Annotated in this window: 21 protein-coding genes; 6 read left to right on the top strand and 15 right to left on the bottom strand. The window is 63.7% G+C overall.

From position 1 onward, the window contains the following. Nucleotides 1-75 precede the first annotated feature (75 nt). Nucleotides 76-1869, bottom strand: coding sequence for a GtrA family protein (locus FJ930_RS21535; protein WP_141840014.1), 1794 nt, complete (start codon nucleotides 1867-1869; stop codon nucleotides 76-78). 163 nt (nucleotides 1870-2032) lie between these two features. On the opposite strand from FJ930_RS21535, the gene FJ930_RS21530 reads away from it, so the two are divergent. Together FJ930_RS21530 and FJ930_RS21525 are read left to right on the top strand one after the other, a co-directional pair. Further along, a complete protein-coding gene (locus FJ930_RS21530) occupies nucleotides 2033-3034 on the top strand; it encodes a glycosyltransferase (RefSeq protein ID WP_140746849.1) in 1002 nt (333 codons plus the stop codon). A gap of 3 nt (nucleotides 3035-3037) precedes the next feature. Then, nucleotides 3038-3412 carry a GtrA family protein gene (locus FJ930_RS21525; RefSeq protein ID WP_141840013.1) on the top strand — a complete coding sequence of 125 codons (375 nt, stop codon included), beginning with the start codon at nucleotides 3038-3040 and terminating at the stop codon, nucleotides 3410-3412. 153 nt (nucleotides 3413-3565) lie between these two features. Here the strand turns inward: FJ930_RS21525 and FJ930_RS21520 are convergent, their stop codons facing one another. The 4 genes from FJ930_RS21520 to FJ930_RS21505 all read right to left on the bottom strand — a co-directional run bounded on the left by FJ930_RS21520 (nucleotide 3566) and on the right by FJ930_RS21505 (nucleotide 6927). Continuing rightward, on the bottom strand, nucleotides 3566-4249 hold the full coding sequence (locus FJ930_RS21520; protein ID WP_141840012.1) for an alpha/beta hydrolase: 684 nt from the start codon (nucleotides 4247-4249) through the stop codon (nucleotides 3566-3568). Nucleotides 4250-4368: 119 nt separating this feature from the next. Beyond that, nucleotides 4369-5229, bottom strand: coding sequence for an alpha/beta hydrolase (locus FJ930_RS21515; protein WP_246676982.1), 861 nt, complete (start codon nucleotides 5227-5229; stop codon nucleotides 4369-4371). Between the two features lie 226 nt (nucleotides 5230-5455). Beyond that, nucleotides 5456-6016: a TetR/AcrR family transcriptional regulator gene (locus tag FJ930_RS21510; RefSeq protein ID WP_246676981.1), complete on the bottom strand. Its 561-nt coding sequence runs from the start codon at nucleotides 6014-6016 to the stop codon at nucleotides 5456-5458. Nucleotides 6017-6132: 116 nt separating this feature from the next. Beyond that, nucleotides 6133-6927 (bottom strand): SDR family oxidoreductase, encoded by a 795-nt coding sequence (locus FJ930_RS21505; RefSeq protein ID WP_141840010.1) that lies wholly within the window; start codon nucleotides 6925-6927, stop codon nucleotides 6133-6135. A 221-nt stretch (nucleotides 6928-7148) separates the two neighbouring features. Between FJ930_RS21505 and FJ930_RS21500 the strand changes: the two genes are divergently transcribed. The 4 genes from FJ930_RS21500 to FJ930_RS21485 all read left to right on the top strand — a co-directional run bounded on the left by FJ930_RS21500 (nucleotide 7149) and on the right by FJ930_RS21485 (nucleotide 12048). After that, a complete protein-coding gene (locus FJ930_RS21500) occupies nucleotides 7149-8108 on the top strand; it encodes an AraC family transcriptional regulator (protein ID WP_141840009.1) in 960 nt (319 codons plus the stop codon). Between the two features lie 23 nt (nucleotides 8109-8131). Further along, nucleotides 8132-9211: an AraC family transcriptional regulator gene (locus tag FJ930_RS21495; RefSeq protein ID WP_141840008.1), complete on the top strand. Its 1080-nt coding sequence runs from the start codon at nucleotides 8132-8134 to the stop codon at nucleotides 9209-9211. Nucleotides 9212-9386: 175 nt separating this feature from the next. Further along, a complete protein-coding gene (gene gshB / locus FJ930_RS21490) occupies nucleotides 9387-10331 on the top strand; it encodes a glutathione synthase (RefSeq protein ID WP_140612624.1) in 945 nt (314 codons plus the stop codon). Between the two features lie 184 nt (nucleotides 10332-10515). After that, the gene (locus FJ930_RS21485) at nucleotides 10516-12048 is read left to right on the top strand and encodes a YifB family Mg chelatase-like AAA ATPase (RefSeq protein ID WP_141840007.1); all 1533 of its coding nucleotides are present in this window, start codon (nucleotides 10516-10518) and stop codon (nucleotides 12046-12048) included. A 1156-nt stretch (nucleotides 12049-13204) separates the two neighbouring features. Here the strand turns inward: FJ930_RS21485 and FJ930_RS21480 are convergent. From FJ930_RS21480 to cysK, 10 genes are all read right to left on the bottom strand, one after another. Further along, nucleotides 13205-14173 (bottom strand): FkbM family methyltransferase, encoded by a 969-nt coding sequence (locus FJ930_RS21480; protein WP_246676980.1) that lies wholly within the window; start codon nucleotides 14171-14173, stop codon nucleotides 13205-13207. Nucleotides 14174-14480: 307 nt separating this feature from the next. Continuing rightward, nucleotides 14481-14663 (bottom strand): hypothetical protein, encoded by a 183-nt coding sequence (locus tag FJ930_RS21475; protein ID WP_141840006.1) that lies wholly within the window; start codon nucleotides 14661-14663, stop codon nucleotides 14481-14483. Between the two features lie 78 nt (nucleotides 14664-14741). Continuing rightward, nucleotides 14742-14969 carry a hypothetical protein gene (locus FJ930_RS21470; RefSeq protein ID WP_246676979.1) on the bottom strand — a complete coding sequence of 76 codons (228 nt, stop codon included), beginning with the start codon at nucleotides 14967-14969 and terminating at the stop codon, nucleotides 14742-14744. A gap of 268 nt (nucleotides 14970-15237) precedes the next feature. Beyond that, entirely contained in the window at nucleotides 15238-17409 is a 2172-nt protein-coding gene (locus FJ930_RS21465; RefSeq protein ID WP_141840005.1) for a malate synthase G, read from the bottom strand. 265 nt (nucleotides 17410-17674) lie between these two features. Continuing rightward, nucleotides 17675-19717 carry a hydantoinase/oxoprolinase family protein gene (locus tag FJ930_RS21460; protein ID WP_141840004.1) on the bottom strand — a complete coding sequence of 681 codons (2043 nt, stop codon included), beginning with the start codon at nucleotides 19715-19717 and terminating at the stop codon, nucleotides 17675-17677. Between the two features lie 266 nt (nucleotides 19718-19983). Further along, entirely contained in the window at nucleotides 19984-20610 is a 627-nt protein-coding gene (locus FJ930_RS21455; protein ID WP_141840003.1) for a CDGSH iron-sulfur domain-containing protein, read from the bottom strand. A 112-nt stretch (nucleotides 20611-20722) separates the two neighbouring features. Further along, nucleotides 20723-21094 carry a hypothetical protein gene (locus FJ930_RS21450; RefSeq protein ID WP_140765778.1) on the bottom strand — a complete coding sequence of 124 codons (372 nt, stop codon included), beginning with the start codon at nucleotides 21092-21094 and terminating at the stop codon, nucleotides 20723-20725. A gap of 128 nt (nucleotides 21095-21222) precedes the next feature. Further along, nucleotides 21223-21579 carry a hypothetical protein gene (locus FJ930_RS21445; protein ID WP_141840002.1) on the bottom strand — a complete coding sequence of 119 codons (357 nt, stop codon included), beginning with the start codon at nucleotides 21577-21579 and terminating at the stop codon, nucleotides 21223-21225. A 68-nt stretch (nucleotides 21580-21647) separates the two neighbouring features. Then, nucleotides 21648-23135 (bottom strand): aspartate aminotransferase family protein, encoded by a 1488-nt coding sequence (locus tag FJ930_RS21440; protein WP_141840001.1) that lies wholly within the window; start codon nucleotides 23133-23135, stop codon nucleotides 21648-21650. Between the two features lie 14 nt (nucleotides 23136-23149). After that, nucleotides 23150-24238 (bottom strand): cysteine synthase A, encoded by a 1089-nt coding sequence (cysK, locus tag FJ930_RS21435; protein WP_141840000.1) that lies wholly within the window; start codon nucleotides 24236-24238, stop codon nucleotides 23150-23152. Nucleotides 24239-24483: the final 245 nt, after the last annotated feature.

The raw sequence follows: 24483 nt of genomic DNA, 5'->3' as shown, positions 1-24483 counted from the left end.
CATGCCCAAACGCGAAGCCGGATGCCTTTGCGAAACCGCGCGGCCTCGCATCAAACCTTTGTTTTCGCAGGGATTTCAGCCGCTGGACCTGACGCGATAGAGTTCGAGCGGGGTGCCCCGGGTCTCAGCCACCGGTTCCAGCCATTCCGGCACGCTGCCGCGCATCAATCCGGCCAGGAAGCCGTCCGGCGCGCTGGCCGCCAACAGCCGGCTTTCCGGGTTGCCGCGGCAGAGCGCCACGAGGCCGACATGGTGGCTTTCGATGACGGCCTTCGCATCGGCGGTGGAGCCCAGCAAGGCATCGAGCGCGAGTAGATTTCCGGCGACGTTGCGATGGTAGGGCCCGGCGAAGACGCGATGACCGGTGAAGGCGAGGATCGGTGACCCAAGATTGGAGATGGCAAGAACCGTGGTGGGGGCCATCCGCCCAAGTGCGGCGAACGAACCCCTGCTGTTGCAGGGCGAATCGATACTGGCGTCCCTGGGAGGCGCACCGATTTCAAAGGCGCTCGATGCAGCATCGGCGGCGCCCGACCAGATGGCATTGACCGAGATCAGCCAGGCCGCGGCCATCCTCAGCACCGAGCCGCCGGACGGGCTGGTCTCGGCCCGCTGCCGCCATTTGGCGATCCATGCCGAAAGCGGGATCACCGCGAAGGCGATGGAGAAGGTCGAGCCGCGCACTTCCCAGGCGCTGACCAGGAACGCCACCATCAGCAGCGCGCCGACGAGGCTGTCCTGCCGCCGCCATCCGCCATGGCTGAAGTGAAGCGCCATCACGATGATCGCCACCAGCGGCGTGGCGAAACGCGCCACGGCCCTGGCCGGATCATCGAAGACAAGCTGGAAGATCGACTGCGCCTCCTCGATATGGCCGAGCCACATCTGCTGGAGACGCGGGTCGAGCCTGGCATAGGGCGCGGCCAAGCATTGCGGGAACAGGAACACCACGACAAGAGCAAGGACGGCGGCAAGCAAGCCGAGCGATATCAGGCGCCGGACGAGCGTCGCGTTGGCGGCCTTCCATGACGCGACGACCGCCAGACCGGCGCCGGCAAGCGCGGCGAGAGCGAACTGCACGATCGAGAACGTATCGCACTGGGCCTGCCCCCAGGACGATACGGGGACGGTGATGGCGAAGACCAAAGCCGCGACGGTGGCGACACCGAGACCGAAATCCCTGGCGATCAGCCTTTCGCCGGCGCCATTGCCGAGAAACAGCAGGGCGACGACGGCGCCGAGGGTTCCGGCATAGGGAGCGCTTTCCATGCCGATGGCCAGGGTCAGCGTGGCGCAGATGCCCGCGACCAAGGCAGCCGGCCGGTGCGTGGGCGCCTCGAGCAGCAAGGCGAGGCTCGCCAGGGTCAGCACAAGCTGGACATTGTGATGATCGAGCGAGCCGGGGGAAAATATGCCGATATAGTACAGGGCCGCCCCGCCGACGACGACGGCGGGCAGCACCGCATGAGCACCGGCGAAAGCGCGCGCCGCGCGCATGATGAAGAAGGCAGCAAGCCAGAATTGCAGGGCAGGCCAGGCGATCTGCACGATTTGTTCGGCCAAAGCGCGGCTGCCCGTCAGGGCCGATACGGCGAGGATGGCAAGCGCCAGCGGCGCGTCGAGCAGCCGCGACCAGTGCATGACGAAGCCGCCTTCCAGACCCATCCTGTACTGGTGCAGGTCGAACCAGCCCTGGCCGGCCATGAGGTCACGGACTTCGACCAATTGCAGCAGGCTGTCATTGTCCCCGGCTGGATTGGCCAGCTGCGGGAACCCCGCCTGGGCATTGAGAGCCAGCAGCAGCAGTGCAGCAAGCAGCGCGAACGCGATATCGGACCTCCAGGTGGAAGTTCCCCTTGCTGTGCCCATCCCGATGCCCCTGGCGGGAATGCCGGACCTTTCAAGGCCAATCGACACTCATGAAGTCGGCCTTAAACCTAGCCTTAACGGCTTCAATAAATAGTAAAACCGCCTGGACGAGGCCGGTTTCCGGCGCGCGACCGTGTGGTCGGCCAGGCATCCGGAGACGAAAATGCCGCAAGACATCAGCCATGAACCCGTCATCGCCGTGCTCCTGCCTTGCTACAATGAGGAGCTGACCATCGCCGAGGTGGTGCAGCGGTTCCGCGAGACGCTGCCGGCCGCCACCATCTATGTCTACGACAACAATTCGCGCGACCTGACGGCGCTCAGGGCCCGTGCGGCCGGTGCCATCGTGGTCCGCGAACCGCGCCAGGGCAAAGGCAATGTGGTGCGGCGCATGTTCGCCGACATCGACGCCGACATCTATCTGATGGCCGACGGCGACGGCACCTATGCGCCCGAGGACGCGCCGCAGCTGATCAATACGCTTCTGACCGAGCATTGCGACATGGTGGTGGGCACCAGGCGCGGCGTGATCGACGACGCCGGCAGGACCGGCCATGCTTTCGGCAACCGTGTCTTCAACAGCCTCTACAAATGGCTCTTCGGCAGCGATTTCACCGACATCTTCTCGGGCTACCGCGTCTTCACCAGGCGCTTCGTCAAGAGCTTTCCGGCCGTCTCCGGCGGCTTCGAGATCGAGACCGAGATGTCGGTGCACGCCTCGCAGCTCAAACTGCCGGTCGCCGAAATCGCTCTCGACTACGGCCGCCGGCCGGTCGGGTCTTCCTCGAAACTATCGACCTTTCGCGATGGCACCAGGATCCTGTGGATGTTCGTCATGCTGATGAAGGAGACGCAGCCGCTGCGCTTCTTCGGCGCCTTTTCGCTCTTCTTCCTGGCCTCCAGCCTGTTCCTGATGGCGCCGGTGCTGGTCGAGTTCGCCGAAACGGGCCTCGTGCCACGCATGCCGACCTGGGTGCTGTCGGTCGGGCTGCTGCTGCTGTCGATGCTGGCGGCCGTGACAGGGCTGATCCTGGATTCGGTGTCGCGTGGCCGGGCCGAGCAGAAGCGCATCTTCTACCTCTCCATGCCCTCGGGCCGTTCCGAGCGCCGCGCCGGCGCGGTGGCGCAGAAGCCGGAACCGGGCAAGACCCCGCGCGCGGCCTGAACGATGCAACGTCTCGCTAGGTTTGTCTTCGCCGGCGGCATCGGCTTCGTCGCCGACGCGGCGGCGCTGTGGCTGCTTCTGGCCGTCACGCCGCTCGGGCCTTTCGGCGCCCGCATCCTGTCGATCGGATTCGCGCTCTGCGTCACCTGGCAGATCAACCGCCGCCTGACCTTCGCGCCATCGAGCCGCGGCATTGCGCGAGAGGGCGCCCGCTATGGCGGCGTCGGCATCGCCACCAGCGTCGCCAACTATCTCGTCTACTGCGCCCTGCTGTTTGCCATCCCAGCCATACCGCCGCTGGCTGCACTTGCCGCCGCCTCGCTGGCCGCCATGGCGCTTTCCTTCCTCGGCTATTCCAGGCTGGTCTTCGACCGCTAGGGCGCTGGCCGGATTGGCAAAGAGCCCGCCCCCGGACCGGGCCGAGGCGAGCTTGCCCCCGCAATCCAGGGGATCGCGAAGCTCGGGCCTCGGCTCAGACATGTCGTGCGAGGGCGGACTCGCGGTTGGGCAATCAGCCGGCTTGGCTGAAATTCAGACCGCGCGAACGGCCTCGAGGATGAGACGGGTGGCCAGGTCGGGATGGGACAGCATCGCCACATGGCTCGAAGCGACTTCCGTGACCTTGGCCATTATCCGGCTCGACATAATGTGCTGGAGTTTGGGCGCGATGGCATGATCCTCGGTTGCCAACAGATACCAGCTTGGGCGCGATTGCCACGCGGGTTCCGTGATTTTTCCTGTTAAGGACGCAACGGCGGTAGGCGCCTGGGCGGCGAACAGAACCGTCTTCTCACTGTCGGAAAGATCCCGGGCGAAGTGATCGCGGATTCCGCTCTCGGTCAGTTTCAGGAACCCCGAAGAGTCAGGCCGAACCTCGGCGGCCATGGGAGGGGTATCCACGGTCTCCCCGAGCGAGGCGGCGGATTCGTCGCTGTCCGGCGCAAAGGCGGCTATGAATACAAGCGCGGCCACCTTCTTGTCATTGCCTCCCTCGGTAATGACCGAACCACCGTATGAATGTCCCACGAGAATGACTGGGCCTTCGACGAGCGCAAGGGCGCGGCGCAGGGTCGCGACATCATCGCCGAAGCTCGTAAGCGGCATCTGGATTGCCGTCACGGACAACCCCTCGGCTGCGAGCTCGAGAATAACCTTGCTCCAACTCGATCCGTCCGCCCATGCCCCGTGTACCAGGATAACAGATTTCGCAGTCATGGAAGAAACTCCACATTCGCGTTGATGGGACTGCAGCAATTGCAGGTCAGGCCGAGCGGCATCCGCGGTTCGCCGCGTACTGAGACCGCGGGCGCCTCGGGATGCCGCTCAGCTGAGGATTAGTGGGTGGCCTGCTCGATCACCGCAGCCACCGCGGAGGCCTTCGAGAGCATGATCAGGTGACTGCCTTCGACCGTCGTGGTCTTCGCCTTGATCGCCTTGGCCATTTCCGCCTCCAGCGCCGGCTGGATCGCCCGGTCATGGGAAGCCACGATGTACCAGGAGGGCTTGTTGTGCCAGGCGGCGTCGGTGATGCTGCCTCCCAGGGACTTCACGCTGGTTGGCGACTCCGTCACGTAGAGAAGCTGCTTTTCAGCCGGCGTCACATCCTGGGCGAAATCGTCGTAGACGCCCGTCTTGGTCAGCTTGATGAAGCCCTCCGCGTCGGGTTTGGCTTCCGCCGCCAGCGGCGTGGGGGCTACGGTTGCGTTCAAGGACCCCGCGGATTGACCAGCATCGGGCGCGAACGCGGCGACATAGACCAGCGCGGAAACCTTGGGATCGTTTCCGGCCTCGGTGATCACCGCACCTCCATAGGAGTGTCCCGCCAGCACGACCGGCCCGTCCACAAGGTCGATCGCGCGTTTCACCGTCGCTGCATCGTCAGCGAGCGAAGTCAGCGGTAGTTGGACCGCGGTGACGTTCAAACCCTTTGCGGCAAGGATGGGAATGACCTTCGACCAATTTGCTCCATCGCCCCAGGCGCCGTGCACGAGGATGACGTTTTGCGCGGACTGCGCCGAGGCGGCCACCGGTATGATCGAGAGGCTGAAAACGGCGGCCGCAACAATGTGAATCCGCCGGAAGACAACTGATAACGTGGTCATGTGAGTAGCTCCTTGTAGCCATGTCGAGGCGCCGAGAACTTCGACGACGTCCTGACGATGGACAAAGGCGCCCGCTGCCGCTGGTAGATTCATGGCGTGTTTTGGACGGGCTTAGCCCAATCTGCCCGAGGCTTGCCTTTTCGGCCCATATCGTGCTGCCCCCCTGCCGAGATTGGAGGCGCATGGAGGGGCGCAAGGAAACCTTGGGGGCAATGAAAGCCGGTGAGATCGGCATCTTTGACCTGAGCACCGTCCACTGCTCTGGCGCGAGCGCGATTTCCTAGCCCATTTGCATGGACTCTCTGCTCGCATCAGGCCGCTATTCGGCTGCCAGTCGCGCCTGCAAACGCTCGACAGCGAAATCTGCCATGGTGCGCAGTACATTCACGGGTGCGCCAGCGCGGGCGGCGAGTTGCAGTCCGTTCATGGTCATCTGAATAAAGAACGCGCCATCCTCGGCGTTCACCTGCGGGTCAATTTCTCCGCTGGCTGTGCCTTCGCCTACCCGTTCGATCAGTCTGGTAGACAACGCGGCACCTGCTTTGCTTTGCAGTTGGGCGAGTTCATGATCACGCGTTCCGAACTCGCTGGCAGATGCTACACCCAGGCATCCAAGCTCTCGCTCAAATTGATCCTCGGCGATTACTCCCAGCAGCAGCGCCCGAATGCCCGCCAAGGGGGATGAAGACGAACTGAGGCGATCGAGATGTGTAGAGATGGTGCGTCGCAGATAGGCCGAAAGAGCTTCCAGATAGAGCTGCCGCTTATCTCCGAAGGCGTTGTAGAGACTTTGGCGGCCCAATCCCATGGCCTTTCTCAGATCATCGGTTGATGTACCGGCGTATCCCTTGATCCAGAAGACTTTGATCGCTTCGTTCAATGCGGCGTCATGATCGAATTGCCGGGGCCTGGCCACGATTTGCTCCTTCCGGGCTCACAATCCAAATATGGGGCGGCTCGGCCTCGTCCCGGTCGAGACGAGGCAGGCTCGCGGTTTCAGATCAAGCCGAATGCGCGTGCCAACGTCGAGCGGATCATCCTATCGGGCAGGAACCCCCTTATCCTCGCTAAAAGGCCGCCGGTTCCAACCACATATCGCAACCGATCGGAACTCGAGCCCGCGATCCGCAAAATCTCCTTTGCGACAGTGTCAGGAGGAGTGGCTAAAGCCAGCCCTTCCTGCAGACGCCGTTCAACCGCGGCGGCCTTCGTTGCATAGGCCTCGTGGTGAAGAATTGGCTGCCTGAACCGCGTCCGACTTCCAGTCAATTCGACTAACTTTACCCGGATGCCGAAAGGTCCAAGCTCATACCGCATGGCCTCGCTCAAGCCTGCCAATGCGAATTTACTTGCACAGTAAGGTGCCAGATATGGAAGGCCGATGGCTCCGGCCAGCGATCCTACATTGATAATCAGGCCGCTCCGCTTCAGCCGCATCGTCGGGAGCAGAGCTTTCGTAACAAGCGCCGCGCCGACCACATTTACGTCGAGCAAGCCGTGGAATTCCTCACGGCTTACCGCTTCCACAGGACCGCCAAGGCCGATCCCGGCATTATTGAGTAGAATGTCGACCGATCCGAAACGGCCGATGGCGTGCTCCACGGCCGCCGAGATCGATGAATCATCCCCCAAATCCAATTTCGCCGTGGCCAGCCTTTGGCTTGGAGATATGCCGATCTGGTCGGGATCTCGAGCAGTCGCGAAAACATTCCAGCCAGCGTCGAGGAACGCTGTCGCACAAGCGCGCCCGACACCTCGTGACGCGCCGGTGATGAAGACAGTGGTGGTCATCAGCTTCTTTGCCTCGCTTTTCCATTGATCACACGGAATTGAGCGTAGGTGTTATGGACAAATTTGTCCATAACACCTACGCCAATGAAAATAAGATATCTCTTGTGTCTACGAGCGGCGGCCGAGCACGGTTCGCTGGCCGTGCGGAGTCCGCCCCTTCGTAAGAGCCTCTGGAAATCGGAGGCTGCAGAGCGCAAGGTTAGCTCAGATGGTGAAGATCGATGAATGATCCGGCCACGCAAATCGACCACCACGACGCCCTGATACAGCGTCGATTCCGTGCGGCCTCCACCAAAAGCTGTTTCGCCAAGGGTATCTCGAAAGACCCAACGATATTCACGCATGTCGCCGTACCCGAACCTTCCGGCATATGGACGTTAAAGCCGGAACCCGAAGCGGCCTTTTCGGTCCATATCGTCCTGACGCCCTTGCCGAGACTGGAGGCGCGAATGGAGGGGCGCAAGGAAGCCTTGGGGGCGATGAGAGCCGGCGAAATCTGCATCTTTGACCTCGGCACCTCGCCAAGGGTTCTGATCCGAGATCCAATGCAAACCCTGCGGGTGCAGATGTCGCAGCGCAGCTTGGATGATCTCGCTGATGAGTTCGGTCGGCCGCCGATCGGGTCACTGCGTCCCACCTTCGGCGCGGAGGACTCGGTTCTCTTCGGGCTAGGCACCGCCATGCTGAAGAAGACGCAGATGTTCGGCGATGAGGACGCTCTATTCCTTGACCACGTGGCGCTCGCCTTTCACCTTCACATTGCCCAGACCTACGGCCAACTCCGCAGCATCAAGCCTCTGCGGGGAGGACTGGCGCCCTGGCAATACCGGCGTGCCACCGAGTTGATGTCCGCAAGGATCGCGGAAGGCGTTACACTCGCGGAACTGGCGGAGGCCTGCGAACTGTCCGTGAATTACTTTGCCCGGGCTTTCAGGCGCACGGCCGAAATGCCCGCTCACAAATGGTTGATGAGGGAGCGCGTCAGACAGGCGAAGAACCTTCTCCTGAACATGGAAATGCCAGCAGCGGAGGTCGCCGTGGCCTGCGGGTTCACCGACCAAAGCCATTTCACGCGCATATTCTCGCAACTTGAAGGAAAGAGCCCTGCGCGGTGGCGGCGGTTGCGCCTCGACGACCCAAGGCAATATCTGCCGCGCTTCCAAGCGGCGGCGATGCCCTGAGACTTGGCTGGAGTAGGCATCCCATGACTTTCGGTTCGCGTTCGTTCAGCCCGGAAGACCTGTCACCGGAGCACGCGCGGCAGCGTCAGACGTTTCTGCGCGGGATGTTCAGCGCAGGCGAAGGCTCTGCATTGCAAAGCGACGCCGAAGACGGCGGACTATTCAACGCCTCGGACGAAACCTCAGTGCCGCGCCAGAATATGGACCTGGCGGTTTTCAAATCGTACCTGGCATTTCGGTATAAGGCCCCGGTCCAGACTGCCTTTTTCTCCAAGACGATCTCGAAGGACCCGATCGCGATCAGCCGCCTCCAGGCCGGGCCATGCCTCACCCGCGCGGTGGCACCCGAGCCAGGGTTCGCGGTGATCGTCTACCTGTCGCCAATAGCCAAGATGGAGGGCTGGATCGACGGTCGTCACGTCAACTATCCCGAAGTCAATGCCGGCGATGTGGTCCTTCTGGACCTGGAGGCATCTCCGATCGCGCATCTCCATCAATCCGTGGACTTTCTGCGCCTGCAAATATCGAGGCGGACCCTGCACGATCTCGCATACGACCTTGGTGAGCGGCCGCCTGTCGGTCTGCGAACGATCCTGGGCGGCGTGAACGATCCGATCCTGTATGGCCTGAGCCGCGCCCTGGAGGCGAAGGCCGCTCACTACGGATCGAGCGACCAGTTGTTCATCGATCAAGTGGCGCTGGCCTTCCATGCCCACCTCGTTAGGACCTACGCCCCCAGTCACGGGCCTGCCAAATTCGTTGGCGGCTTGGCGCCATGGCAAATGCAGCGGGCCCGCGAGATGATGCTGGCCAATTTGAGCGGCGACATCGCCATCGTCGACATCGCCCAGGCCTGCGGTCTGTCGGTCAGCTACTTCGCCCGCGCCTTTCGTCAGACCGTTGGCGTTCCGCCCTACAAGTGGCTGATGAACGAGCGCATCCAGAAGGCAAAGACGTTGCTGCGCCAAAGCAGGCTCGGCATTTCCGAAGTAGCCTTGGCCTGTGGATTCGTCGATCAAAGCCATCTGACGCGGGTGTTTCGCAGCAGCGTGGGCCGAACGCCCCGCCTATGGAGACAGGGAGCCGACGCCGTGGCGGACTAGACGGCGGCCGGCTGGCGCCTTCTTTTGATCCCGCGCCGGAGGCCGCCGTTTGCCATTCCGGCCATGCCGCCGGTGGCTATCCCGGGCTGGTCTTCAACCGTTAAGGCGCTGGCCGGATTGGCAGAAGGCGCGGCGACCCTTATATCGCTCTCGTCGACTGCGCTGGGGACCCGCCATGAAGTTGAAAATCGCCGTCCAGATGGACCATGTCTCCAGCGTCTCGATCGCCGGCGACACGTCGTTCGCGCTGTCGCTGGAAGCGCAGCGGCGCGGCCACCAGCTGTTCCACTACACGCCCGACCGGCTGTCGCTGCGCGACGGCAAGGTGTTTGCCCGCATCGAGGAGATGCAGGTGCGTGACGAGAAGGGCAATCATTACTCGCTGGGCGAGAAGGTGCGCACCGACCTGTCCGAGATGGACGTCGTCCTGCTGCGCCAGGACCCGCCCTTCGACATGAACTACATCACCACGACGCATATGCTGGAGCGCATCCATCCGAAGACATTGGTGGTCAATGATCCGGCCTGGGTGCGCAACAGCCCGGAAAAGATCTTCGTCACCGAGTTTTCCGACCTGATGCCGGAGACGCTGATCACCAAGGATCCGCTCGAAGTCGCCGCCTTCCGCAAGGAGTTCGGCGACATCATCATCAAGCCGCTTTACGGCAATGGCGGCGCCGGCATCTTCCATCTGCTGGAAGCCGACCGCAACCTCGCCTCGCTGCTCGAAATGTTCGGCCAGCTTTTCCGCGAGCCCTATATCGTGCAGCGTTACCTCAAGGACGTCCGCAAGGGCGACAAGCGCATCATCCTGATCGACGGCGAGCCGGTCGGCGCCATCAACCGGGTGCCGGCCGAGCACGATTCCCGTTCCAACATGCATGTCGGCGGCCGTGCCGAGAAGACGGAGCTGACGGCGCGCGAACGCGAGATCTGCGCCCGCATCGGGCCGTCGCTCAGGGAACGCGGCTTCATCCTGGTCGGCATCGACGTCATCGGCGACTACATGACAGAGATCAACGTGACCTCGCCGACCGGCGTGCGCGAAGTCGCGCGCTTCGGCGGTGCCGACATCGCCAGCCTGTTCTGGGACGCGGTGGAGGACAAGCGGCGCAAGTAGGCCGTTTTCATGTCGTATTAACCCTGTTCTGTCTATGCAATCGGCTGCAATTCCGTTGCAACTTCCGCGATGGCTTGTTCCTGTAATGTTCTTGATTTGATCAAGAAACTGTGATTGTCTGCCGAAGAGGCCATTTCGGCCTGATCGCACGGGCTGAGGCCAGCCCGTATCCGGGGGCAACACGATGGTGGCGCGGGTTCGCACGGTCGCTTTCCAGGGCATCGAGGCCGTGCCGGTCGACGTGCAGGTGATGGTCGCGCCGGGCAAGGTCGGCATGCAGATCGTCGGCTTGCCGGACAAGGCGGTGGCCGAAAGCCGCGAGCGGGTGCAGGCGGCGCTTCATGCGTCGGGCCTGTCGATGCCGTCGAAGAAGGTGACGGTCAATCTCGCGCCCGCCGACCTGCCGAAGGAGGGCAGCCATTACGACCTGCCGATCGCGCTGGGCCTGATGGCGGCTCTCGGCGCCATTCCGGGCGACATGCTGGCCGGCTACGTCGTTCTCGGCGAATTGTCGCTCGACGGCACGATTGCCGCCGTCGCCGGCGCCTTGCCGGCGGCGATTGGCGCCAATGCCGAAGGCAAGGGCCTGATCTGCCCGTTCGCCTGCGGACCGGAAGCCGCCTGGGCCGGCGCGGATTTCGACATATTGGCGCCGCGCAGCCTGATCGCGATCGCCAACCATTTCCGCGGCACGCAGGTGCTGTCGCGGCCCGAAGCCGGCATCCACGCTTCGGCGCGCGACCTGCCCGACCTCGCCGACATCAAGGGCCAGGAGACGGCCAAGCGCGCGCTCGAAGTGGCGGCGGCTGGCGGCCACAATCTCTTGATGGTCGGCCCGCCGGGCTCGGGCAAATCGATGCTGGCGCAGCGGCTGCCGTCGATTCTGCCGCCGCTGGCGCCGAAGGAACTTTTGGAAGTCTCGATGATCGCTTCGGTGGCGGGCGAACTCGGCGAAGGCAAGCTGACCGACCGGCGGCCGTTCCGCGCCCCGCATCATTCGGCCTCGATGGCGGCGATGGTCGGCGGCGGGTTGCGGGCGCGGCCCGGCGAAGTGTCGCTCGCGCATCACGGCGTGCTGTTCCTCGACGAATTTCCCGAATTCACGCCGCAGACGCTCGACGCGCTGCGCCAGCCGCTGGAGACCGGCGACTGCATGATCGCGCGCGCCAACCATCGCGTCACCTATCCGGCGCGCATCCAGCTGGTGGCGGCGATGAACCCGTGCCGCTGCGGCATGGCCGGCGAACCCGGCTATCGCTGCCTGCGCGGCGAACGCTGCCGCACCGACTACCAGGCGCGCATTTCCGGTCCGTTGCTCGACCGCATCGATCTCAGGATCGAAGTGCCGGCCGTTTCGGCCAGCGACCTGATCCGGCCGGACCGTGCGGAGAAGAGTGCCGATGTGGCGCTGCGCGTGGCGCGGGCCCGCGCACTGCAGCGCGAACGCTTCGAGCGGCTCGGCGCCACCCGCGCCACCACCAACGCCCATTGCGCGCCGGCGGTCATCGAGGAAATCGCCATGCCGGATGCCGCGGGCCTGTCGCTGCTCAAGGATGCCAGCGAAAAACTCGCCTTTTCCGCGCGGGCCTATCACCGCGTGCTGAAAGTGGCACGGACATTGGCCGATCTCGACGCCAGCGAAACCGTCGGTCGCATCCATCTGGCCGAGGCGATTTCCTATCGCATGAGTTCAGAGCGGATGGCGCAGGCGGCGTAGCAAGTGGCCGTTGGAACACAGATCCGTCCACATTGAAGGAATTGAAGACCGTATTTGCCTCCCGGGCCTCAATCGTTGAGATGTCCCGCTGGCGGCGTGAGAGAAGCCGTTTCAGAAGATACCGGGGGTAGTTGCGAACGCCAGCCCATATAGCGGCCCCAACCAGCGCCGTGAGGACGGCGTATCCTGCCAGGGTCCGGACAGAAGGCCGGCTCAACGTTACGAACAGAATCCAAGAAGCAGAACGGCGGGAAGGAGGGCGGCGGCGAAGTCGCTCACGATCTTGACAGGCTGAGCCAGGAACCGTGCCGATTCTGGATCTTGTTTCCGCAATTCGGGGCGATCTGCCCACCCTGTGAAATCGTTGAATCGTGCCGCTCTCGAGCGCCTTCGAGACCCTATATGCGATATCGTCGGCGATTATAGGATCGTCGGAAAAATGATTCGACATATTCCGTTTGGAACCCATCTCCACCCACGCGCGCGTGTCGGAAAACAACGCTTCCCCAGGATTGGCAGCCCTATTGCGTGCTCCCCCGCGCCAAGGTGGCGCAGGATCTGTGCGGTCTCGGCCCCCTGTGGGTTTCATTCCCACCTGTCGCGAAACGGTTTCTGTCGCTCGGATGGGTACGATTTCCTTTGGGCCGTTGCGGTGTCGATCTCGACCATGACCCGAGCGGTAATCTTGACTGTCACCTTACCTGCCTCATCATCAACGCGCGTCACGTATCCCGTTATCGCCACCTTTTCGCCGGGCTTGGCTTTCCTCGGAGGCTCAATGGCAATTGGGAGGTCGTAGCTTGGAATGCTCACACACGCTCGACCACTCCGACGCACCATCAAGATAGTCGCCGTCAGCGTCACCTCATCGCCGATGTCTATGCTCCGCCTCATACCTGGATTCCGGCGTCGATGACGGGCTCATCAAGACATTGCTAATATAATGGTGACGCAGTGACGCAAAGATGACAGTTGTCGCCCACTTCCTCGCAAGGCAGAAGCCGCGGGTTCGAATCCTGTCGGGTGGCCATTCAGAACAACCACTGAACGCTGTTCCGCGTCGGGCAAGCGGGCGTCGAGAAGCTCCGGACTGGAATTGATCCTCATGTTGAGGCCGGGGCGGATCCGCTGAACAAGTACACTCCGATAGCGGACGCTACATCCATCTGCTTATAGGCGTGCCCGCCTCCAGGAACTCACGGACAATTTCGCGTTCCATGGCAGCGGTCCTTCGTCCTTCCGAGTTCCTCATATAGGGGGAATGGAACTCGACATAAGCGGCATGGAGATCACGATGCAGCCCCGAACGGATCATGTCGTCCAGAATCTCGTACTCCGCCCCTTCGACATCGAGTTTGAGAACGACCACTTCGTAAAGGCTACGCTTGGCTTGGATCATCCGTGACAGCGAAAACGTTTCGACGAGCTCCGGCGCAAATCGCTGCGACTGATACAAGCCTCCGTTGTGGCCGGGAACTATAGAGCAGCCTTCGTAGGTAGGGTCTGAGCGCTCTGGCGGGGGACCGAGCAGTTCGGCATAGCCATCTTTCACGCTCGCAGCCTTGGCCACGATCTCCATGGCGCCGTTTTCCGAGCGCAAACCATGAAGGTACTCCAGGCAATTCTTGTTTGGCTCGACAAGAATGTAGTCAAAGTGGTCGGGCGTGTAGTACCGGGAAAAGAATTTATACCCCTGGCCGATGTTTGATCCGCAATCGATAAACAAGCCGCGACTTCGCGTTGCCGCCTTGAGCTTGGACAAGGCCTGCCTTGCATCGCTCGCGACGCGATGCCGGAGCCTTTGCGACCGAATTGGTTCGCTTAGTGATAGCGCCGACAACTGGAGGAGCCGACCGAACCTATTGGTTCTCAGCACATCTGCTATCTGGTTGATCTTTCTGATTGCCTTACCGGAGCCGTATGCCGTGCGCTCCAGTGGCGGACAGGGCAGCCCGAGGCGCATGCGTTGGGTGTGTGCGAAGGCAACCGCATCGCGCTCGCGCCTGAATTCATGGAACGTTTCCTGGCCGCCCTCGCATACGCGGGCAAACCAGCCCTCAAAGCCCTCCGACAGCTCCACGGAGGTTTTGGAGCATCCGGCATCATATTCGGTGGGAACAGGCATGGCGCTTCCTGCATAGCGGTCGAAACCCGACGTTCCATTAGGTTACGCTGATACAATGAATGTGCTGTGACAGGCGCAACGGCCGGCCAACTTCTTGGCCGATGCGGACCTATGCGATCGGCGAGTTCGACTCTCGGCGCCGAGCGCGTGGATCGAAGTGCCGGCCGTCATCTGGCCGAGGCGATTTTCCGTCGCATGAGTTCGGAGCAGGTGGCGCAAGGGCCTGGGATACCGCCGCTGACTGCGCTCCGACTCTCGGCGCGAGCGGACCCAGTATGGCCGTCGGCTGTGGTGATGACGGCCGGGATCAATAGGTTCCAGTCGCGGCCTTATACCTCCTGTGTTTCTTGTGCTTCTTTGCGGCGGCCTTTTCCACTGCGGCGGGCCAGCGCTGGTCGATCACGGCGGTGGCAGCGGCGGTGGCTTCGAGCACCGGTATCGTGACGACCAACGCAATGCCACGCCGAGCGCTGAGAATAGATCTCTTCATCGCTTCATATAATTTCAAGAATGATGGCGGGCGCTTGAGTGGCCAGCAGGCCCGCCATTCCGCAAAATCGCGAAATCCTTATTTCTTCTTGCACTCCATGGCGGCCTTCATCGCGGCGGTCGCTGCGGCCTCGGTCTTGTAGGACGTCTTACCGACCATCATCACTGTCTTGCCGTCGGGCTTGGTAGTGGCGACGGAACACGTCTTGTCGCTTACCTTTTGAGCCACAAAATACTCTGTCGCCGCAAAGGCTGGTGCCGCTGCGAACACCGCGATGATCGCTGCAGAAACAAGTCTTCTGGTCATGATATTCCTCCACGTCAGGCCCCGATCGCCCTTGAACACTATGACGCGGCGACTTGTCGGAAGCCTTGCTGGAGCATTACGGTTCGGTAATGTAGTCAGCGATGGCGCGCGCTCGACGCCAGCGAGACCCACGGCCGCATCCATCTGGCCGAGAGACTTCTTATCGCATGAGTTCGGAGCACGTGAGCCGGCGCACTTCACACACGACCCACCCGGCCCTTCGGGCCGCCTCCAAGGGTACGCCGAAGCTCCCGGCCGCCCGATCCTCTCAGGCCCGCCCCTTCGCCTTCAATTCCAGCCGGCGTGCATGCAACACCGGCTCGGTGTAGCCATTGGGCTGGCCGGTGCCCTTGAACACGAGATCACAGGCTGCCTGGAAAGCGATTGAATCGTCGAAATCCGGCGCCATCGGCTGGTAGAATGGATCGCCGACATTCTGGCGGTCGACGATGGCCGCCATGCGCTGCAGGGAATCCATCACCTGGATTTGCGAGCACACTTTGTGGCGCAGCCAGTTGGCGATGTGCTGGGAAGAGATGCGCAACGTGGCGCGGTCTTCCATCAAGCCGACATCGTTGATGTCAGGCACCTTGGAGCAGCCGACGCCCTGGTCGACCCAGCGCACGACGTAGCCCAGAATGCCTTGCGCATTGTTGTCGAGCTCGCGCTGAATCTCGTCGGGCGTCCAGTTGGGCCGTACGGCGACCGGCACCGACAGGATGTCGTCGAGCTTTGCCTTCGGCCGATTTTTCAGCGCCGCCTGCACGGCGTGCACATCGACCTTGTGGTAGTGCGTGGCATGCAGCGTGGCCGCCGTCGGTGACGGCACCCAGGCGGTGTTGGCGCCGGCCTTGGGGTGGGCGATCTTCTCGACCAGCATGGCGGCCATCAGATCCGGCATCGCCCACATGCCCTTGCCGATCTGGGCGTGGCCGGCCAGCCCGCATTCGAGCCCGATGTCGACATTCCAGGCTTCGTAGGCGGATATCCAGGCGGCCTGTTTCATGTCGCCCTTGCGGATCATCGGGCCGGCTTCCATCGAGGTGTGGATCTCGTCGCCGGTGCGGTCGAGGAAACCGGTGTTGATGAAGACGACACGGTCTTTTGCCGCGCGGATCGCCTCCTTGAGGTTGACGGTGGTGCGCCGCTCCTCGTCCATAATGCCCATCTTGATGGTGTTCCTTGGCATGCCGAGCAAGGCTTCCACACGGTCGAAAATCTCGACGGCGAAGGCGACTTCCTCCGGCCCGTGCATCTTCGGCTTCACCACATACATCGAGCCGGCGCGGGAATTGGCGCGGCGGCCCTTCGGCCCGACATCGTGCAATGCGATCAGCGCCGTGACGGCCGCGTCCATGATGCCTTCCGGCACCTCGTTGCCGTCGCGGTCCAGGATCGCCGGATTGGTCATCAGGTGGCCGACATTCCTGATCAGCATCAGCGAGCGGCCGGGCAAGGTCAGCGTGCCGCCGGCGGGCGCGGTGTAGGCGCGGTCGGGATTGAGCTTGCGGGTAAAAGTCTTGCCGCCCTTGGTGATCTCCTCAGCCAGGTCGCCCTTCATCAGGCCAAGCCAGTTGCGGTAGACGACGACCTTGTCCTGCGCATCCACGGCAGCGACCGAATCCTCGCAGTCCTGGATGGTGGTCAGTGCCGATTCCAGGATGACATCGGCGATGCCGGCCGGATCGGTGCGGCCGATCTGGTTGTCGCGGTCGATCACGATCTCGATATGCAGTCCATTTTTCACCAGCAGCACGGCTTGCGGATTGGCGGCATCGCCGCGATAGCCAACGAATTGTTTCGGGTCGGCGAGCGTGGTGGAGCCGGCGCCTTCGCCCAGCTTCAGCGCGCCGTTCGCCACCGACAATCCGTTGACACCGGCCCATTTGCCCGAGGTCAGGGGCACGGACTGGTTAAGGAAATCCTTGGCCCAGGCAATGACCTTGGCGCCCCGCGCCGGGTTGAAGCCCTTGCCCTTCTGCGCGCCATCCGTTTCAGGAATGGCGTCGGTGCCGTAGAGCGCGTCGTAGAGCGAGCCCCAGCGCGCATTGGCGGCGTTCAGCGCATAGCGCGCGTTCATCACCGGCACGACCAGCTGCGGCCCGGCAACGACAGCGATTTCAGGATCGACATTTTCCGTCGACACGCTGAAGGCCGGCCCTTCGGGAACGAGATAGCCGATCTCCTTCAGGAAGGCCTTGTAGGTTTCCATGTCGACGGGTGCGCCATTGTCGCGATACCAGCCGTCGAGTTTCTCCTGCATTGCGTCGCGTTTTGCCAGCAGCGCCCGGTTCTTCGGCGCGAGATCGTGGACGATGGCCGAGAAGCCGGTCCAGAATGTGTCCGCATCGATGCCGGTTCCCGGCAGTGCTTCGTTGGCGACAAAGTCGTGAAGCTCGCGGGCAATCCGCAATCCGGCGATTTCGACGCGATCGGTCATCAGGGCTTTCTCCAGGCGAAAGGCTTGGCCGGCCTTTGGCATGTCAGGGCGCAAGGGTCAATTCGGCTAAGGGTGAAGGTCCCGCATTTTGCCGCCGCGTAGCCGCGTATCTCCCCCCTTGAGGGGGAGATGGCCGGCAGGCCAGAGGGGGTCGGATCGATTGGACGCCGACGTCCTGCGGCTCATCTAGGTCAGCACTCCACGCGCGGCGACCCCCTCTGTCGCCTTTGGCGACATCTCCCCCTCGAGGGGGGAGATTTGGCGCTCACACCGCGATCCTTGGCCTGCCCGAGGCCACCGCCACCACATGCGCCTCGATGAACATGCGCTGGGCTTCGACGGTCGACACGCGGAACTCGGTCGCGACATCGATCTCGGCGCTGTCGGTGCCTGCATCCCGGGCCCGCTGGGCGACTATCGCCCGCACATCGGCCTCGGCCGCCGCGATCGCCGCCGCCTCGTCGAGGAAGTCGCGCACGGTTTCCCCGGAGGCAAGACGGAACAGCCCTTCCTTGGGCTGGCTGACCCGCGCCTCGGCCGAAACCCTGACCTGGCCGACCACGGCGCCGAGCGCGTTGGCGACATCGGTGTCCTCAGGCACCACGCAATCATTGCCGACCAAGGGCGCAAGGCCGGCGTAGTGCAGCGGCGCGGAGGCGCCCAGCCCGATCACCGGGCGGTCGAGCGCGACGGTGAGGCGAGCGATGCCGGGGTGCGCGTCGACCGCGCGCTGGACCAGCGCATGCGCCACGGTCGCGGCGCCGTCGAGCCCGTCCTCGGCAAAGGCGGTTTCGAGGATGTATTCGGCCGACCAGCGCGTTAGCGTCACCAGCACCCGCTCCGAGATCGCTTCCGGCGAGGCTGCGATAGGCTGGCCACGGCCGTCGCGCCTGCGGGCGAACAGTTCGGCGCCGAGGCGGGCGGTGGCGGCATCCCAGTTTGCCTGCTTGCCGAGCACATGTGCCGCGTCCGACGGGGTGAAGCCGCAAATGTGCACCAACCCGCGCGACACCAGCCGGTTCAAGGTGGCGTTCTGGGCATTCGACGTCAGCAGCCGGTCGAGGGCAAGCGGCGTCGCGCCGATCGCCTCGTACAGCCGTGCTTCCGGGGCGGTCAGACCCGCGGCAAGCCTGTCCGGCACGCCGGTGCGGACCGCGAAGCGGCCATCCATGCGGCCGGTGTTGGGCGCGCGCAGCTGGCGTTCGAGCTCCGATTTGACCGCCTCGCCATGCGCCATGCCGGCAAGCGCCAGCGGCACCAGGCGGCGCGGCCCGAGCAGGACCTTCGGGTTGAGCGCGCCGTCCTCCAGCGTCACTTCGGAATCGCCGCCAAGGCCGAAGGTGCGCATGGCGACGGCCTCGACCATGGTGCGGAAGCCGCCAACGGTGGCGCCTTCCGGATCGAGCCTGGGCCGGCCTTTGTCGAGGACGGCCACGTCGGTGGTGGTGCCGCCAATGTCGGACACCATGGCATTGTCGAGCCCGGTCATGTGGCGGGCGCCGACCAGGCTGGCCGCGGGGCCGGAGAGTATGGTCTCGATCGGCCGCTGGCGGGCGAATGCCGCCGAGACCAGCGCGCCATCGCCGCGCACCACCATCAGAGGGGCGGCGATACCGCGTTGATCGAGAAAGCCCTCGGTTGCCGCCACCAACCGGTCGATCATCGAGATCAGCCTGGCGTTGAGCAGCGTCGTCAGCGCCCGGCGCGGGCCGCCAAGCTTGGCCGACAGTTCATGGCTGGCGGTAACCGGCAGGCCGGTCTTCTCGCGGATCAGGTCGCGGGCGGCGACCTCGTGCGCTGGATTGCGGGTGGCGAAATAGGCGCAGACGGCAAAGCCGGACACTGAAGCGCCGAGTTCCGGCAAGGCGGCCTCCAGCCCGGACAGATCGAGCTTGGCGGCATTGCCGTGGACGTCATGGCCGCCTGGACAAAACACCACCGGATCAGTGCCAAGCGCCGTCTTAAGCCCATCGCGGGCAAGGTCGGCTTCGGAAAAGCCGATCATGACCAGCGCGACGCGGCCGCCCTGGCCCTCGACCAGCGCATTGGTGGCGAGCGTCGTCGACATCGAGACCAGCTTGATGGCGGTCGGATCGGTGCCGGCCTTCTGCAGCACCGCGTCGACGGCGCCGGAAATGCCGACGGCCAGATCATGCCGCGTAGTCAGCGCCTTGGCCTTGGCCAGCACCTTCCCCTTGTTAGGCCCCGCTTGCGGACCTTCGGTTTCAGACCACAGCACGGCATCGGTATAGGTGCCGCCGGTGTCGATCCCGAGGAAGAGAGGTTTGGGTTTGGGTTTGGCGGTCATTTCTTGTGGCGGTCCGGACACGAGGAATTCTGCTGCGAAGCCCTTAGCCGATACGGCCCGGAGGATAAAGGCGGGAGCGATGGGCCAGTCGGTGGAGAGCGTATTCTCCCCTCTCGAGGGGGAGATGGCCGGCAGGCCAGAGGGGGTCGGTCCGACCTGACGCGGCGCCCTCTTCGCGGCGAAACAACAGGTTAGCGCTTCACGCGCACCGACCCCCTCTGTCGCCTTCGGCGACATCTCCCCCTCAAGGGGGGAGAGCGCCGGCTTCAGCCGATAAACCCCACCTTCTTGTGGCTGCCATCGCAAAACGGCTTGTTGGCCGAATGGCCGCAGCGGCAGAGGAAGGCAACCCTCGTGCGGTCGATTGTGTGGCCGGTGCCGGTGACGATTTCGAGATTGCCCTCTAGCTTGAGCGGGCCGTTCTTCGTCGGCGTCACATTGAGTGGCCCATTCCGCGCCTCGAGGGCCGGCGTGTCCTTCAGCGCCGGCTCGCCGGTGGCCGTGAAACCTGCGTTGGTGTGACTGCCGTCGCAGAATGGCTTGTTTTCCGACGCGCCGCAGCGGCAGAGCGTGGCGCGATGGAACGTCTCGCCGTCGAGCACGATTTCGGCGTGAACAGCAAGCGGGCCGTTTTCACGGATGCGCGCCGTGTTGACCACGGGCGGCTGTTCCTGCGGCCCGCCGTCCTTCCTGCTGTATGTGATGGCGCCGGAGGGACAGTTTTCGGCGATGGCGACGATCTTCTCGACGCTGGCGGCCTCGGGATGGATCCATTGGCCCGGCGCATTGGGCACGAAGACATGCGGATCGCCGAGCACGCAGTTGCGCGAATGGATGCAGCGCTTGCCGGAAAACCCGACATCGATCTTGTCGCTTTCGACCATGCCGGCCATCGCTGGGCTCCCTTGCCTGGAGCACGTCGCGTCCGAACGACAGACGCGGCGCGCATTGGGTGTTTGGGCAAGCTATGGCTCGAACGGGAAAACCGTCAAGCTGGCAAACCGGTCAGGGGACCAGGTTGATCTCCTCGGTTTCGCCGCCGCTGCAGGTGTAGCAGCAATCCTCGCATTTTTCCTTGTTGCCGGGACCGACGCCCCAATAGGTGCCCTCGTCGCCATCGACCCAGGCGCCGTAACAGATCGATTCACCCTCGTTGCAGGATATCGGCAGCGACTTGGTCTCGCCGTCGTCAAGATAGAAATCCTTGCCGTTGCCCGGCCAGACATAGTCGCGGTCCTGGCTGTAGAGCTCGACGCGCATGGCGTTGGGATGGCTGTTCTTGATGGCGAAGGTGACATCGCCGGCATGGGCCGACGGCGCGATCAGCATGGCAAGTGAAAGCGCGGCCAAGGTGCGGCGCGCGTAGGCGTAGAACATGGTAACCCCCTGGATAAGCGGCCCACCCGGCCGCGACGCGACCATGGCACGCTGTGTTGAGTCGCGAAAGTGGGGCTGGTGTTTCGACCCCCGACTTAATTTGGGTCCGACAGGTCCTTGCCTGCTCCCTATGGCACCAGGTCGATGGTTTCGGTCGAATGTTCGACGCAAATGAAGCAGCAATTGTCGCAAGGCTGGTCGTTATCCGGCCCGACGCCGGCAGAGATCCGGTCGTTGCCGTCGACCCATGCGCCATAGCAGATGCGCTCGCCCTGATTGCACGAGATCGGCACCGATTTCCGAGAGCCCGGATCGATCAGGAACACCTTGTCGTTACCCGGCCAGACCGTCTCGCGGTCCCGGCTGAACAATTCGACGGCAACCGCTTGCTCGCGCAGATTCTTGACGAAGAAGGCCATGTCGGCGGCTTCGGCCGGGGTGGCCAAGACCAATGCCGCGAGCACGGCCATACGAAAGAGCGTCACGGTCGGATCTCCCGAATCACCGCCGCAGAATCGCATAGCCGCCCATGCCTGTCGCTCTCGTTTTGGAGCTAATCCCCGGATGACCCTTCCGCCGCGATCCCCCGCCCCAGCCTCACCGTTTCCCTGACCAGAAGATCGAGATCGTCACGCCGGGTGCGGTGGTTGGCGATCGCGACGCGCAGCCAGTGCTCGCCATGCACTGTGGTGTCGGAGAGTGCCGCAATGCCCTGTTCCTGCAGCCGCAGCATGATCTCGGTATTGAGCGCTTTCAGCGGCTCGCCGGCGATCCCTGGCTGATAGCGGAAGCAGACGATATTGATGGTCGGCGGCATGGCCAGCTCCAGCAGCGGCTCGGCCTCGATCCGCCCGGCGAGATGGAAGGCCTGCGCGATGTTCTGGTCGATCAGGCGGCCGAACTTGTCGACGCCATGCTCCTTCAGCGCCATCCACACTTTCAGCGCACGGAAGCCGCGCGTCGTCTGCAGGCCATAGTCGTGCAGCCATTCGCCGGAGGCTAGGCCCCGCGGCGTCGATTCAAGATATTCGGGCGTCACCGCGAATGTCTTGCGATGCGCGGCGGCATCCCTGACCAGCGCGCAGCCGACCTCGAACGGCGCATGCAGCCATTTGTGCGGATCGAGCGCGACAGAATCCGCCCATTCGATGCCCGCGACCAGATGCGCGCTTTGCGGCGCAATGGCAATCAGCGCGCCGATACAGCCGTCGACATGGAACCAGAGGCCTTCCTCATGCGCCAGCTTGGCAAGCGTGCGCAGGTCGTCGATCGCGCCTGTGTTCACCGTGCCGGCATTGCCGATGACGCAGGCCGGCATGAACCCTGCCCCGCGGTCCTCCGCGATCGCAACCCGCAAGGCATCTACGTCGATGCGCAAGCTCGAGTCAGTCGGAATTCGGCGCAATGCCCGATTGCCGAGGCCGAGCGCTTCCATCGCCTTGCGGTGGCAGGAATGGATCTGGTCCGAGCCGTAGAAGCGCAGGGGCTTCTCGATTGCCGCGACGCCGTGCTCGCGCACATCGATCCCGGCCTTGGTGTTGCGCGCCACGGTCAGCCCGATGATGTTGGCCATCGAGCCGCCGCTGACCAGCGTGCCGGAGGCGGATGCGGGAAAGCCCAGCATCTGCTTGCACCAGTTGACCACCTGGCTGTCCATCAGCGCGGCGGCATGGTTGCCACCGCCAAGGTTGGAGCCCTGAACCGCCGCCAGGAAGTCGCCAAGCGCGCCGGCGAGATTGCACGAGCCCATGTACCAGGACCAGAAGCGCGGGTGGATGTTGCCCATCGGGTAGGACATCACGGTGCGGGAGACCTCGTCATAGACAGCGGCCAGCGGCGCCGGCGATCGCGGCAGGCTTGCCGCGAAGACCTCTCGCACATCCGCCGGCATCTCCCGCCAGACCGGGCGATGGCGCACGTCGCGCAGATAATCGACGGCGTCGTCAACGATCCGGTGCGACAGGGCGTGCGCATCGGCCCAGTCGGAAGGATCGAGCGTCTCCTCGTCCAGCATTTCGAGCGATTCTCGCGCGGCATCCATGACCGGTCCTCCTGTCAAGCGGCCGGGAACTGGCAGCCGGGCGTCGAGCGCGACAGCGCCATCTCCTCGGCGTCCATGTCCGCCTCGATGCCGTCGAAGAGCGGCGTCGACATGTAGCGTTCGCCGGTATCGGGCAACATGCACAGGATCACCGACCCGGCCGGCGCCTTCTCCGCGACTTGCCGCGCCACGGCGAAAGTGGCGCCGCCGGAAATGCCGGTGAAGATGCCTTCCTTCCGCGCCAATGCCTTGGCCCATTTGATGCCTTCGGGGCCGGCGATCGGGATCACCTCGTCATAGAGGCTGGCGTCGATCGCTTCCTGCAGCACGTTGGGGATGAAATCCGGCGTCCAGCCCTGGATCGGATGTGGCTCGAAAGCCGGATGACTGGCGGCGGGGGCGCCATCGGTGCCGCGCTGCTGCGTCTTGCCGCTGCCGATCAGCTGCGCATTGGCCGGTTCGGCGAGCACGATGCGAATGTCGGGCCGCTCGCGGCGCAGCACGCGCGCCACACCGACGACGGTGCCGCCGGTGCCATAGCCGGTGACGAAGCAGTCGAGCCGCGAGCCGGCGAAATCATTAACGATCTCGCGCGCCGTCGTCGCCTCGTGGATGGCTGCATTGGCGGCGGTTTCAAACTGGCGGGCGAGGAACCAGCCATTGGCCTCGGCCAGTTCGACCGCCTTCTTGTACATGCCGAAACCCTTTTCGGCGCGCGGCGTCAGCACCACCTTGGCGCCCAGTATGCGCATCAGCTTGCGGCGTTCGACCGAGAAACTGTCGGCCATGGTGACGACCAACGGATAACCCTTCTGTGCACACACCATGGCAAGCCCGATGCCGGTGTTGCCGCTGGTCGCCTCGACGACCGTCTGGCCCGGCTTGAGCGCGCCGCTGCGTTCGCCCTCCTCGATGATGTTGAGCGCCAGCCGGTCCTTCACCGAGGCGCCCGGGTTGAAGAACTCGGCCTTCACGTAGATCGTCGCGTGCGCCGGTGCGAGGTTGTTGATGCGCACCACCGGCGTGTCGCCGACCGTATCCAGGATGCTGTCGAACAGCCTGCCGCGTCCGGCGGTGGTCCTGATCTTTTGCCTATTCAACATCTTTGATCTCCTCGATCGTGATCGTCTTCAATTTCACGGGCCGGTTACAGACCGGCGGTTTGGGCGGCGAGGTTTCGAGACCTTGCCACGCTAGGACTGACGTGCCAGCGATACGGCAATGGGGCAGCAGCGGAGAAACCCGCCTTCGGATGCGCCTTGTCGGTTTCGGTGATACACAAGAAGCCGATAGGCCAGCGTGGGAGCAGGCGTGGAAACGCACGTGGAATCCGCCCCGTCGAGGCAGG

The organism is Mesorhizobium sp. B2-4-15 (assembly GCF_006658505.1).
Classification (GTDB): Bacteria; Pseudomonadota; Alphaproteobacteria; order Rhizobiales; family Rhizobiaceae; genus Mesorhizobium.
This window is presented reverse-complemented; position numbering and strand designations above follow the sequence as displayed.

What these genes read in the sequence shown, in the direction of transcription:
- FJ930_RS21480 (WP_246676980.1), bottom strand. Translation starts at nt 14,173, where the DNA reads ATGCCTGTTCCCACCGAATATGATGCCGGATGCTCCAAAACCTCCGTG.
- cysK (WP_141840000.1), bottom strand. Translation starts at nt 24,238, where the DNA reads ATGTTGAATAGGCAAAAGATCAGGACCACCGCCGGACGCGGCAGGCTG.
- FJ930_RS21520 (WP_141840012.1), bottom strand. Translation starts at nt 4,249, where the DNA reads ATGACTGCGAAATCTGTTATCCTGGTACACGGGGCATGGGCGGACGGA.
- FJ930_RS21535 (WP_141840014.1), bottom strand. Translation starts at nt 1,869, where the DNA reads ATGGGCACAGCAAGGGGAACTTCCACCTGGAGGTCCGATATCGCGTTC.
- FJ930_RS21450 (WP_140765778.1), bottom strand. Translation starts at nt 21,094, where the DNA reads ATGTTCTACGCCTACGCGCGCCGCACCTTGGCCGCGCTTTCACTTGCC.
- FJ930_RS21530 (WP_140746849.1), top strand. Translation starts at nt 2,033, where the DNA reads ATGCCGCAAGACATCAGCCATGAACCCGTCATCGCCGTGCTCCTGCCT.
- FJ930_RS21515 (WP_246676982.1), bottom strand. Translation starts at nt 5,229, where the DNA reads ATGAATCTACCAGCGGCAGCGGGCGCCTTTGTCCATCGTCAGGACGTC.
- FJ930_RS21470 (WP_246676979.1), bottom strand. Translation starts at nt 14,969, where the DNA reads ATGACCAGAAGACTTGTTTCTGCAGCGATCATCGCGGTGTTCGCAGCG.
- FJ930_RS21500 (WP_141840009.1), top strand. Translation starts at nt 7,149, where the DNA reads ATGAATGATCCGGCCACGCAAATCGACCACCACGACGCCCTGATACAG.
- FJ930_RS21455 (WP_141840003.1), bottom strand. Translation starts at nt 20,610, where the DNA reads ATGGCCGGCATGGTCGAAAGCGACAAGATCGATGTCGGGTTTTCCGGC.
- FJ930_RS21495 (WP_141840008.1), top strand. Translation starts at nt 8,132, where the DNA reads ATGACTTTCGGTTCGCGTTCGTTCAGCCCGGAAGACCTGTCACCGGAG.
- FJ930_RS21485 (WP_141840007.1), top strand. Translation starts at nt 10,516, where the DNA reads ATGGTGGCGCGGGTTCGCACGGTCGCTTTCCAGGGCATCGAGGCCGTG.
- FJ930_RS21460 (WP_141840004.1), bottom strand. Translation starts at nt 19,717, where the DNA reads ATGACCGCCAAACCCAAACCCAAACCTCTCTTCCTCGGGATCGACACC.
- FJ930_RS21465 (WP_141840005.1), bottom strand. Translation starts at nt 17,409, where the DNA reads ATGACCGATCGCGTCGAAATCGCCGGATTGCGGATTGCCCGCGAGCTT.
- FJ930_RS21525 (WP_141840013.1), top strand. Translation starts at nt 3,038, where the DNA reads ATGCAACGTCTCGCTAGGTTTGTCTTCGCCGGCGGCATCGGCTTCGTC.
- FJ930_RS21440 (WP_141840001.1), bottom strand. Translation starts at nt 23,135, where the DNA reads ATGGATGCCGCGCGAGAATCGCTCGAAATGCTGGACGAGGAGACGCTC.
- gshB (WP_140612624.1), top strand. Translation starts at nt 9,387, where the DNA reads ATGAAGTTGAAAATCGCCGTCCAGATGGACCATGTCTCCAGCGTCTCG.
- FJ930_RS21505 (WP_141840010.1), bottom strand. Translation starts at nt 6,927, where the DNA reads ATGACCACCACTGTCTTCATCACCGGCGCGTCACGAGGTGTCGGGCGC.
- FJ930_RS21475 (WP_141840006.1), bottom strand. Translation starts at nt 14,663, where the DNA reads ATGAAGAGATCTATTCTCAGCGCTCGGCGTGGCATTGCGTTGGTCGTC.